This is a genomic window from Tardiphaga sp. 839_C3_N1_4 (genome assembly GCF_051811045.1).
In the GTDB taxonomy this organism is placed as follows: Bacteria; Pseudomonadota; Alphaproteobacteria; order Rhizobiales; family Xanthobacteraceae; genus Tardiphaga.
The window spans coordinates 131,668-142,154 of the sequence record NZ_JBPWQD010000002.1 but is presented as its reverse complement, the minus strand read 5'-3'; the positions used below and the strand labels follow the sequence as shown (position 1 = coordinate 142,154).

Genomic DNA, 10,487 nt, shown 5'->3' with positions numbered 1-10,487 from the left:
GGACCGGCTATCACGTACCGAGATTCGTTCGCCGATCACCGGATACGTAAATGAGCTCTTCGTGTTCACCATTGGAGGGGTCATCACGCCGGCCGCGCGCATTGCCACCATCGTGCCTGAAGGTGTCGAGCTGAAGTTCGAGGTGAAGATCTCTCCTACCGATATTGATCAGGTCAGAGAAGGGCAGAGCGCCCGGGTGCGGTTGACTTCGTTTAACCGTACAACCACGCCTGAGCTTACAGCGCGCGTCGCTATGGTATCGCCGGCATCGGTGAAGGACGCGTCAAATGGGCAAGAGCACTACATGGCCTATCTTCAGCTCACGACTGACGCCATGTCGAAGATTAAGGATATGAGGCTCGTTCCCGGAATGCCTGCCGAGGTGTTCATCTCGACAAAAGAGAGAACAGCAGCGTCGTATTTGGTGAAGCCGTTTACCGACCAAATGAACCGGGCATTCCGCGAAAGGTAATTAGAAATTGGCGATTTTCGAGCGTGAAAAGTAACTTCCGGTTCCGCCGCATTCATTGATAGGATGTGGCTTTTATCGGTGATGAGAACGCCAGTTCATCGTGCGGCAGCAACGATGTGGGCGCAACTTGATGGCGGCCGGACCAGACTACTTTGAATCGTCGTTTGCATTCCTCGATGTCGCTGCAAATCCCACGGTGTGCGGTCGGCTGCGGCTGGCCGGGCAGGTTGACGCCCCAGAACCAGTTCGGTTTGCCGACGGGCGTGCCGGGCTGCTGAAGGATGCGGCCGACGGTGATGCCTCGCCACATCACCACATAGTCGTTAGGGCCTGCGACATCTCCATTAAGACGGGTGGGACGCATGCGGAGTTCGTCGTCATAGTTCATAGGACAAGTGCTGCCGCGGCTCGCAAAGCAGTCGCTCCGTTGTCGACGAGCGCTTTCAGCCTGGCGACCTCTTCAGCATCCCACGGTTTTGCGAGCAGACGCTTGGTCACGGCAATTTCTCCGGAGGTCGCAGCTCGCCCTTTAACCAACCCGCAGCTTGGAGCGCGGGATCTGGCTCAACAGCGGTTTGGATGAAGCTGCACTTTGGGCACTCGTAAGAATGCACGACGAGGCCATTTTCGGGGAGCGAGCACCTAATCCAATGAGAGGCGGCTCCGCAATTCTGACAGGGTGGGGTTCGAGTCCTCGGCATGGCCAGCCCATGACGGTTAGCTTCTCTGCGTTACATAATATTCCCGAAATGCTTGCTATCAAGAGAAAGTAGCTCGCTCAGGGAAAGGCAACTCCCTCAATCCTGTTTTCGAAAAGTGAACGCGGAACAACCTTTGAGCGCAAGGCTGCCGCGAACATCTTGCAGACGCAAACTGGTTCGCCTTTGACGGTCGTGCATCTGCAGGTATCGCCGTAGGCGAATTTTATCAACCTGTCGAGGTCTGGGTCTGTGATGGCTGCTCCAATCTGGTCGTCATAGGTCATGAAAATCTCTCAGGCTGGTCCATTAAGTAGGAGTCTGGCCGCCAACGTTGAGAAGCTGTGCCACCGCTGTTATCAATTGTGCGGGCGCAAAGGGCTTGGTCAACAATACGCTGTTCGGCACCCCTTGGGAGGCCCATTCCGCTGCGCTATCGCCGGTCATGTACACGACCGCCAATTCAGGATCGATCGATCTTGCGTGCCTGGCCACGTCCCAGCCCGTCAGGGTGCCGTGACCACCCAGTTTTATATCCGTGACGAGCGCGCGGTATTTTGGGTCGGAGGCGTCGAGTAGCTTTACCGCTTCTTCGCCAGACTCGGCGAGAACGACTTTGAATCCGCCATCGTCCAATGTGTCTTCGACTACGTTGCGGATCAATTCTTCGTCTTCAACGAGCAAGATTACGAATAGGTCTTCCACCGCTGCGTCCCCCCCCCGCAATTGTCGCCATTGACAGTCGCGCGACAATAGTTGGAACATTAGAAAGTTCCATCGACTTCCCGGGGGGGTGGCGTCGGCTTAGGACCGCCGTGGCTCTACGTCGTCTTCATGGGTTTGGTGCTTCATCTTTCTTGACGCCGCGGGCGACGATCTTGAGCGTCCCATCGGGCAGCGGGCTTTGCAATGCTTTCGCTTCCGCCCATGGCGCGTTCATCCAGACGTCGACCTCTTCGGGTGTGGTCAGGATCACTGGCATAGCCTTGGGATGGACTTCATAGACCTCTGCATTGGCGTCTGTCGTGAGGAAGCCGAACAGATCGTTGATCGTTTCGCCTTCCTTGATCTTTCGCACTGAGGTCCACTTGGTCCAGAGGCCGGCGAAGCAGGCGAGGGGGCGGCTTTCGTCTAGAGCGAACCAGATGTCGAGGCCAGTGGCCTTGTCGAATTCGCTAAAGGACGTGAGCGGCACGATACAGCGATGTTCAAGCCCCAGCCATCGCGTCCAATGCTTGCTGTTTAGTCGTCGAATGTTGGTCGTGCCCTTGTCGGGCTCTTTGCGCAGCAGCGCCTTGAAATCGACCGGTTTGCCCTTGGCCTCCAACTTGCCGGCGCGGGTCTTCGCCTTTTTGAACAGCGCAGCACTCGACGATGGCATGCCCCAGCGCAGCATCGCCAGTTCTCTGCCATCGGCGCTGTTGCGCACGATCGGAGCCATCTGGTCGGGGAAGATGCCCGGCAGCGGCGGGAGGTTTCCCGTTATGTCGCGATCGACTTTGAACAGGTTGCGGATAGCCGCCTGGTTTTTCGTCATCGAATATAGATTGCACATGCGATTATAGTGCCGGGACGTCCTCGCTCGGTCTAGTCAACCGGTCCCCGGCGCATCGGTGTCGTTCAGTTCTGCCAAGTCGAGTTGCTTTTCGAGCTCTAATACTAAGGCCTCTAATCGTTCTACCGTAAGCGGGTCAAGCGGCTCAACGATCAGCCGACGCGCTTGCGCCAGCCGCCGATAGAGTTCCTCTTTGCCGCGATCGTCCGGCACGCCACATCTCCGTCCCGACGTCGCATTTACGGCCGAAGAGATGTTTTGTTCGATGCAGGACTAGGATTTGTGCTTAAGCACCGCGACCTTGCGAGCAAGGTGCCAGAGTTCGACGTCGTGAGCATCGACGAGCTTCTCTGCAACCTTCAAGGCTTGTTCGTCGGAATCGGCCTGGATGACTTCAAAGCTTTCGAAATGTCCGTCTTTTCCTACGATATAGGCGCGATAATCAGGCATCGTTCTGCGCCTTAAAAGACGGGAGCAACGAGACTCTCCGCACGAATAGTTGTCCCTAGTCGAGCGGTGATAGGTCAACGTACCACGTTTTCGGAGTGGCAGGTGGCATATATCTGCGCTCAGTCGGTAGGCGTACGGGGCTTTGGCGCTGGAGCAGGTGCTTTCCCCGTTAAGAGCAGATTGCCACAAAGGGCGGAACTAATCAGTCGTTTCATCCCGCAATATTCGCATTGGACGCAAGACGCCGCAGCTGATCCTATGCGGCTCCGCATCGTCGCGGCATAGGAGCGGCCGTGCCTAGACCTGTTTGCATCAAGTGCGGAAGCACCATGAATTTTGACCTGCCTCCTGACGGAGGCGAGCGAAAATTTCTCTGCCGCCCATGTAGTCCATCACCGCACAACGACCGCGTTCGCGGTTGGCTCAGTGCAGGCGATCTTCGCCCTCCCAAGAAATAGGTTGCTGTGACTCAATTTGCGAGCTGCCATCAAGGCACGATCATGTCCCGGGTTCGCGCCCAGTGATGTGGCTGATATGGACCATGGTCTGTTCGTAGATGCCCGGGTTGAACATCGCGCCGCATGCGCACCGGATCGGGCCTCGACCCAGCTTGTTGCGATAACCGGCATCCCATAGCGCGTATTTGTTGGCGGTCCACTGTTGCTGCCGGCGCGAAGCATCGAATTCAGCCTCGGTGCGTTTGGGGAGGAACACCTTCCAGGCAGCGTCAAAGGCGGCGCGGGCCGTTTCGAAGTCGCGGGCTTCACCTCTGAAACATTCATCGCGATTGAGGGGGTAGAAGCCGCAAGACCATTTCCAGATACCAGACCTTTCCGGGTTCGGATCCCAGTCTTGCTGAGCGATGGTGCCGACCTGCACGTCGCCGTACCAGATTTCCCATGTCTCAAAGCGCTCGTCGATGCGTCTCCGTGTCAGCTCTGGCATCATGGCGTCTCCACAGCATGCCGTGGGCTGGGCGCCAACTGCAGCAACGTCGCCAGCGGGCGCTTGCCGCTTTTCGAACATCGCTCGCAGCGGAGGCGGCTGGCCAAGTCGTGGATGCATGTCGTGCCGACGTGCGGGAGTTCAGCCAGGCTGACGTCCCGTTTGATCCGACACCTTGAGCATTCGATTTCGAGCCAGGGGAAGCCGCCGTTGAGAGCCTGGTCGACGATCGGTGACGGGTCGATCGGCTCACCGTCCGCCCACATGCGCTCGTTCCAGCTTTCACACGAAAGCTTGTCGGCGTCCCGGATCAGCGCTTCACCCTTCGCGCGCAGCTCTTCTGATTGACGTGCAAGCATCAGCGTCACGCCGCGCGCCTTCGTCAGCTCTTTATTGAGAGCCTTACGGTCGCCGCCTGACAGGGGCGTGGGGCGATATTTCGGAGCCATAGGGGCGTCCAAGCGTGACGGTCAAAATGCAAAATCGAAAATGCTATGTCGTCTCGAATGAGGGCCAGCAGCCGTCCTCCTCGAGGCGTCCTGTGCGTTCTTTGCAGCCGTTGTCGAGCAACTTCATGCCGACGTCTTTCCAGATCGCGTGGGCGCCATAGACGCGCACCGCATCGACGGTCTGGATCTCCACGATCCGATCACAGCGGCGGCAGGACACGCGCAGGACGTGCCGGGGAATCTCAGAGAGGCGGCGCTGTTGAACTGGAACGCCGGTGCGGATCTGGCCGCGAGGATCCCGGATGATGGAATCCCAGTACGCATCCGGCAGATCGTCTCCAGGGCCGGGCGCCGGAATAGGCGGGTCAGGTGGGCGGCTTGGCTTGGAGGCCAGCTTTTCCATCTGTTTGGGCGTCGGCATCCGCCAGCTTGCAGGTCTATCCGTCATACCCTCAATTAGAACATAAGAAGAACAAAAGTCGAGTCCGCTGAGGTTGAACTTCGGGCTAGGAAACTGTCGCTGGCGCGGAGGGCACTAGTTTTAGTAGAGCAAAATCGAGATATGCAACCTTCGGGCGTTTACGTTGTTGTTGGAAGCCGACATCGGAGCGGCGAACGATGGATGCCTCAAATCAAATCGACATAAACCGAAAGATTAGGCTCAGTGGCGTTGCCACCGATCTACGACGATCATCGACCAGTAGGCATGGAAACATCGAGGGATGGAAAATATCTCATCTGCTTCGAGACGCCCAGACGACAGCTCAAGCCGATGAAGCTGAGCGGCGGTTCGCTATTTGGCGGTCTCAGCTGGTCGCGCATCAAGACCGGCAGCGGACCGAGGAAGATTGAACCGGATCCCGACACCGTGAAGAGGTCATGCGGGACAGGCGATCATCATCTTTTCGTTCTGAATTCCCGATGAGGCTATATGGGCCCGAAGAAGACGCTGCTTGGAATCCCGCTTCGGCGGGATTTTTCATTCATACATTACGACGGCTTCCAACCTTTCAAATCTTCGACGATCTTCCGGAAAGCCATTTTTACTTCCGAAACCTGCGCTAGGTTCGGCAGTACGATCTCGCCGGGTAGGTCACCGCTGCCGGCGCTGGCATGTAACGCTAGGATGGTGTTCTCGAAACCGCCGGTGTCCGGGTCCCCGGCAAGAAACTCGTGTTGAGGGAAGGCGGCGTCCAACTCTGCAATGGCGCGTTCGACAGCAGCCGAAGACGCGTCAGGCGTGAGCGTGAAGATGAACGTGGTCATTGCGCCTCGGTCATATCGCTAGGTCGCCCGGAACGTTTCCAGATGCAATAAGCGCCTCGAGGTCGTGGGCCATCTTTTGGTATTCGTCGGCAAGCTGCGCGAATGCGTTCCTTTTAACCGGGTTCGTGGCAAGCTGGCTGATAAGAAGGCAATCTTCCGCGTCCGCACGCAACTTTTCCAGCCTCTGTTTGAAGTCCTGCATGCTACTCCTCGATATGGGCTCGTATTGCCGCCTTGGCCTTTCGAATACCCACCAAAGGCTTCCCCAGTTCGCGTGCCTTGTTTTGCACCGCCGTGGCCGGCCGTCTGAGGGCGGCAGCGGCCCGCGTCACCGTTGCGCCGCCATCTGCAAGAATAATCAATCGAGCAATGTCTTCTGGTGTCCAGGTCTTGTTAATCGGGCGTCTTGCCATGACAACACCTCAAGCAATCTTCCGATACCCTCTCTCGGTGAGCTTCACCTGATCGTCGACGACCTCGGCCAGGCCCATCTCAAGGAGTTCACTCAGCTGATCTTCGGTAATCGGCGACATCTTTAGCCGGTTGGCGTAGATGTCGCGAAGCGTCCAGTCGAGATCAATATCGTCTTTCCAGTTTCTCATCGTCACCACAGTCATTCTAAGTCGACCAACGGCGTTCCGCATCCCGCCCATCAGTAAGAGCCGTCCTTTGGCTCCTCGTGCGTCTGAAGGATCAGCACTACGCCGAAGAGAAAGATGCCCAAAGTCATAAGATCGAAAAGATGGTCCTGCATCCCGCCATTTTACCCGATGGCGGGGAGGGCGTCACCGCGAGAGGCGTGGTGTTCTCGCCAGAGTGCTGAAGCCATGGAAAATGACGGGGGGATCCGCGCGCTCAGCTCCAGTTCAGGAAGGAACAGGTAAGTGGTGACTGGGGCTTTTGAATACAGGAAATACCAGATGAAGTTAAAGTTGGCTATTTTCGGGCTGCTCGCTCTAGCAGGCACGGCAGTATCAGGAGCGGCATCGGCGATGCCGCTCGGACTGGCAACCGGCGCAGGTGTCGGACATAACACTGAGCAGGTGAGGCTAGTTTGCGACCGCTTCGGACGTTGCTTCCGCACCCCCGGCTATGCGCCCCGATACGGATACGGTCCGCGGTATGGATACGGTCCACGCTATGGCGGGTGGGACCGGGGCTGGCGTGGCGGGCGCCGCTGGTAAATCATATCAGGGGCCGCGTTTTCGCGGCCCCTATCGTTTTTTGGGCTCCAGCCGGGACCACTTCGAACGATCATTGCCCATGACTGAGGTGGCCTAGTCCATCGGATTCCTTTCGGCCAACAAGTTTATGATCACTGCGAGCAGGTTGTCTCTTTCGAACTTCGCGGCAGCCATCGCCCGGCGCGCATGGCGTCGTCGATCTGCTGCAGGGTGAGCGGCTCGAATTTCGTGCGATCGCGGATCAGCCGCGACTGCAGCGGCATCCTGAGATTCAGCAGGAAGGCCTGGAAACGGGTTTTGCCCTCGAACTCCGGCGGGAAGTAGCGGTCAAAGGGAAAATCCGACAGGTCGATGCCGAACTTGTTTTGAAGCATCGCCATGACGTCGTCCGAGGAGTCGCCGTACAGGCCGAGGTCGTGAAACAGGCGTGTCCCCATGTGCAGCGGCGCAAGCTCGTGCGCCCTGTATCCGGCTGCAATCAGAAACCGGGTGACGTTGCCGTCCGGATCGAGCGGCGAGTCGGCGGCCATGACGCTCTCCATCTTCGGTTATGAACGATGCATCCAGAACCGGCCGCAATCCTCAACCGGGATCCTGTGCAAATCATCTTCGTCTGCGCTGAAGCTGCCGAACAACGTCTCACACTCTGGGCATTTCGCCACGATATGCCAGCGATGGTCAAACTTCGGCATCAGATGCGGGTCGGCAGATAAACCGATTGCAACGCGGGCTTCTGTGACGAATCCATGTTTCTCTCCCTGGTGAGGAGCGCGGAGGCATGCCGACAAGATTCCCAACCATCGCGCCGCCGCAAATCAAGGCTCCCATCGCCGTGATTGGCAAAAATAGCAGAGTAAGCCCCAACATATCTTGGCCGCTCCAAAACACATCTAGGGCTACGATGAAACCGATCAAGCAGGCACTCAGCAGGACGGACTGACACGCAACTTTTAGCCAAGTCCAGCCCCGTGGCGAACGCGCCGCAACTTGCTTCGAGCCAAAGCCGATGAGCACAGCTATCGGCATCATAAAGATCAAAATTCCCAGAAAGTAAGCCACGTCAGCCTTCGTGAGTGCGGCGGCGTCGTTTCATCGCCCACAGCGTCAGGTTCACTAGCATGGCAGCTGCACAAAGGGACCCGGTCGCAGCCACTCGCAGATTCCAAGCAAGCCACTGAATTCAGAAAAGACCATATCCCATTTTCCCCGATGGCGGGGCGAGTCGCCATGGAGACTATCCCGAATAGGCGAAGATCACCTTGCGAAGCTCTGGCGACACGACCAGCAATCGGCCGCCGGAGCCGTAGCTATAGAAGTTGCCGAGCGCGTTCTTGGCCTGATCGGCCATCGCGATGAAGCTTTGATCGAAATCTAATCCAAAGCCGTATCGGTTGAGGAACAAATTGATCGAAGCGGGCGTGCGGCCGTCGCCTTTCCATCCGGAGTTGGGCACGACGGGCGTCGGGTACCAATCGAAATTCGGAACCAGTTGCTGGCGCGCTTTCAGCGCATTGTCATTGTCAGTGAAGAACGGCAGCCCCTTGCTGGCGATCGTCGCAGCGACATCAGCGGGAAGTTCATAGACGAGGAGACCTGTCTCGTTCCCGCCGGGACCAAAGCCCCAACTCTCCTCCTTGACGTAGAGAACCTTCGATACCTGGAGATATGCCGGGACACGCTTCGTCGGATCGAGCACCACAACGTGCCAAACCGAATAGGTCGCTGAAAAGAACAGCACCGCAAAGAGCGCGATCCCCAGGCAGCCAAAAAGCCCCTCAAAGGCTTTTACACCCCTTACAATATTTGGTTCTCGCTGCATCGTCATCTTCGTGGTGCCAGCGAGGTTAGCTGTTGAAGCATAATAGCAGGGCGCTTCTCGGCCTCCTACCGTCTGTTTCTGTATCCCACCCTTTTAGCGGATGGCGGGGCAGGCGTCATGCCTTGCGTGCTTTGCCCATGATCGCCGGGGGCGGGGGCTGACCGTGAAGACTCCTTGCGCTGTCGGGCGTCGACCATGTCTTGAACAGTCGCGCTGATAGGCAGTCCGCGTTGTCGCAATACACTCCAAGCCACGATAGAAAGAACTGCAGATCCCATGGCGACGAGCGACCCGTATCTGAATGCGGGAATGATCGGGCCACCCAAGGCGCCTAATAGGGCGGCCAATGCGACGTAGGGCCAAGGCCTGAGCTTCATATCTAAGTTTGCACGAAATCCCATACTTTGGCCCTTATTTCTGTCCGAAATAACAACACGTCAGGCGAGGCAATTGTCCATCCTCTGCGTGAGAGCGTGTAGGTTTAGCGCGATTTAGCGTCCGGCAAATATTTTAAGGGATCATTACGATTGAGTTCTCTCTTCAGTTCATAGTGCTCCCGCATTTGCTGTCGTTGCTGAGCTGTTCGAGAGAGATTCAAACTCCAATACCCGACTGCCGAAACAGCAGCCAACATCCCCGTCAAAATCAGAATGATCTCGGTCCGTGATAGCCCTCCGTTGTTCAACTCGATGTGCCTTCTATCTGCCGGAAGCCCTTGGTCAGTCCTTGGTCATGGGTGCGGAAGCTTCTCCGAGCGCGGCCGACCGGGCTTGTTTTTGAACTGAGCGAGGATATCCTGCGGTAACTCTTCGGCCAGGCGCGAGGCGGCGAAGTCGGCCTTCGTCCATTCCGGGTTGTCGTCGTGAGTGGCTGGTGGTGTTTTCTTTTTAGCGGACATGTCGTTTCCTCAGCGTTGCGATGCAGACGCTTCACATCCCTAGCCGCATGCCAGAGCCAGTCTACCGGTTTGATTCGTGACCATCGTCAGCATGACACCAACAGCGCATCCATCGCGCCAGAGAAATAGCGCCAACAATTCCCGCAGTTGCGAAAAGTCCGTTGATGAAAAATTCAAAAAGAAAGGAGACGGGGTAGTCGTGGAATGTGATTAGGCGATAGTCGTTCGGTTCTCCTTTGCTTCGAAAATCTACCCATACCTCTCCGGTGAGGAGCCAGCGAAGGAGCCGATAAGCGCCAAAAAGTCCAGCGCCGACAAAAATAAGTGCGCCTGGAATTTGTGATCGTACCGATGGTGTCAAAACATATCCCTCATTTTCAGTAGTATGAGGCATCGCATGGGCAGCCTTTGTGGCATTAGGTAAGAAACGCCCCCAGACGAAATCTCGCCGCTTGGCATAGACCTTACCGCGGGGCCGGTAAGATGGCATGCAATGCATCCCGACATGGTCGATATCTCGTGGGTGGTTGAGCCCGAAGCTAGCGAACTAGGCGGCGCCCGCCCGGAAAGCACTTGTAGTCGGGCCCATGCTCTTGTTTGCAGGAGGTGTGCACATCGGCCACGAAAAAGGCGGCCATCAAAACCACGACAATTAAACACGCTATGGCTATTCGCGGGTTCGTCATCGCCACTCGCAGATTCCAAGTAAGCCACTGAGTTTAGAAAGAGGACGCGATCCCATGCTACCTGA

At 57.0% G+C, this 10,487-nt stretch carries 18 protein-coding genes; 1 reads left to right on the top strand and 17 read right to left on the bottom strand.

Going from position 1 to position 10,487, the window contains the following annotated elements; genetic code table 11:
- The coding region (locus AB8A38_RS30340) for an HlyD family efflux transporter periplasmic adaptor subunit (RefSeq protein ID WP_439088755.1) at positions 1 to 472 on the top strand (472 nt) is incomplete at its 5' end.
- 52 nt (positions 473 to 524) lie between these two features.
- On the opposite strand, the gene AB8A38_RS30335 is transcribed toward AB8A38_RS30340, so the two are convergent.
- From AB8A38_RS30335 to AB8A38_RS30255, 17 genes are all read right to left on the bottom strand, one after another.
- Entirely contained in the window at positions 525 to 860 is a 336-nt protein-coding gene (locus AB8A38_RS30335) for a hypothetical protein (protein WP_439088754.1), read from the bottom strand.
- Between the two features lie 390 nt (positions 861 to 1,250).
- On the bottom strand, positions 1,251 to 1,457 hold the full coding sequence (locus AB8A38_RS30330) for a hypothetical protein (protein ID WP_439088753.1): 207 nt from the start codon (positions 1,455 to 1,457) through the stop codon (positions 1,251 to 1,253).
- A 22-nt stretch (positions 1,458 to 1,479) separates the two neighbouring features.
- Positions 1,480 to 1,875 (bottom strand): response regulator, encoded by a 396-nt coding sequence (locus tag AB8A38_RS30325; protein WP_439088752.1) that lies wholly within the window; start codon positions 1,873 to 1,875, stop codon positions 1,480 to 1,482.
- Positions 1,876 to 2,002: 127 nt separating this feature from the next.
- Positions 2,003 to 2,725, bottom strand: a complete 723-nt coding sequence (locus tag AB8A38_RS30320; protein ID WP_439088751.1) for an SOS response-associated peptidase — start codon at positions 2,723 to 2,725, stop codon at positions 2,003 to 2,005.
- A 36-nt stretch (positions 2,726 to 2,761) separates the two neighbouring features.
- Positions 2,762 to 2,938, bottom strand: coding sequence for a hypothetical protein (locus tag AB8A38_RS30315; protein ID WP_439088750.1), 177 nt, complete (start codon positions 2,936 to 2,938; stop codon positions 2,762 to 2,764).
- A 60-nt stretch (positions 2,939 to 2,998) separates the two neighbouring features.
- Positions 2,999 to 3,175, bottom strand: a complete 177-nt coding sequence (locus AB8A38_RS30310; protein WP_439088749.1) for a hypothetical protein — start codon at positions 3,173 to 3,175, stop codon at positions 2,999 to 3,001.
- 498 nt (positions 3,176 to 3,673) lie between these two features.
- Complete coding sequence (locus tag AB8A38_RS30305) at positions 3,674 to 4,123, bottom strand: hypothetical protein (RefSeq protein WP_439088748.1); 450 nt, start codon at positions 4,121 to 4,123, stop codon at positions 3,674 to 3,676.
- On the bottom strand, positions 4,120 to 4,569 hold the full coding sequence (locus AB8A38_RS30300) for a hypothetical protein (protein ID WP_439088747.1): 450 nt from the start codon (positions 4,567 to 4,569) through the stop codon (positions 4,120 to 4,122). The genes AB8A38_RS30305 and AB8A38_RS30300 overlap by 4 nt, the downstream gene beginning before the upstream one ends.
- 43 nt (positions 4,570 to 4,612) lie before the next feature.
- Complete coding sequence (locus tag AB8A38_RS30295) at positions 4,613 to 4,990, bottom strand: hypothetical protein (protein ID WP_439088746.1); 378 nt, start codon at positions 4,988 to 4,990, stop codon at positions 4,613 to 4,615.
- Positions 4,991 to 5,559: 569 nt separating this feature from the next.
- Positions 5,560 to 5,835 (bottom strand): hypothetical protein, encoded by a 276-nt coding sequence (locus AB8A38_RS30290; protein ID WP_439088745.1) that lies wholly within the window; start codon positions 5,833 to 5,835, stop codon positions 5,560 to 5,562.
- 10 nt (positions 5,836 to 5,845) lie between these two features.
- Complete coding sequence (locus AB8A38_RS30285; RefSeq protein ID WP_439088744.1) at positions 5,846 to 6,037, bottom strand: hypothetical protein; 192 nt, start codon at positions 6,035 to 6,037, stop codon at positions 5,846 to 5,848.
- Position 6,038: 1 nt separating this feature from the next.
- Positions 6,039 to 6,248: a hypothetical protein gene (locus tag AB8A38_RS30280; protein ID WP_439071654.1), complete on the bottom strand. Its 210-nt coding sequence runs from the start codon at positions 6,246 to 6,248 to the stop codon at positions 6,039 to 6,041.
- A 9-nt stretch (positions 6,249 to 6,257) separates the two neighbouring features.
- Entirely contained in the window at positions 6,258 to 6,452 is a 195-nt protein-coding gene (locus tag AB8A38_RS30275; RefSeq protein WP_439071655.1) for a hypothetical protein, read from the bottom strand.
- 698 nt (positions 6,453 to 7,150) lie between these two features.
- Positions 7,151 to 7,549: a DUF1493 family protein gene (locus AB8A38_RS30270; RefSeq protein ID WP_439088743.1), complete on the bottom strand. Its 399-nt coding sequence runs from the start codon at positions 7,547 to 7,549 to the stop codon at positions 7,151 to 7,153.
- Between the two features lie 704 nt (positions 7,550 to 8,253).
- Positions 8,254 to 8,844 carry a hypothetical protein gene (locus tag AB8A38_RS30265; protein WP_439088742.1) on the bottom strand — a complete coding sequence of 197 codons (591 nt, stop codon included), beginning with the start codon at positions 8,842 to 8,844 and terminating at the stop codon, positions 8,254 to 8,256.
- A gap of 724 nt (positions 8,845 to 9,568) precedes the next feature.
- The gene (locus tag AB8A38_RS30260; RefSeq protein WP_439088741.1) at positions 9,569 to 9,736 is read right to left on the bottom strand and encodes a hypothetical protein; all 168 of its coding nucleotides are present in this window, start codon (positions 9,734 to 9,736) and stop codon (positions 9,569 to 9,571) included.
- 61 nt (positions 9,737 to 9,797) lie between these two features.
- Positions 9,798 to 10,226 carry a hypothetical protein gene (locus tag AB8A38_RS30255; RefSeq protein WP_439088740.1) on the bottom strand — a complete coding sequence of 143 codons (429 nt, stop codon included), beginning with the start codon at positions 10,224 to 10,226 and terminating at the stop codon, positions 9,798 to 9,800.
- Positions 10,227 to 10,487 lie beyond the last annotated feature (261 nt).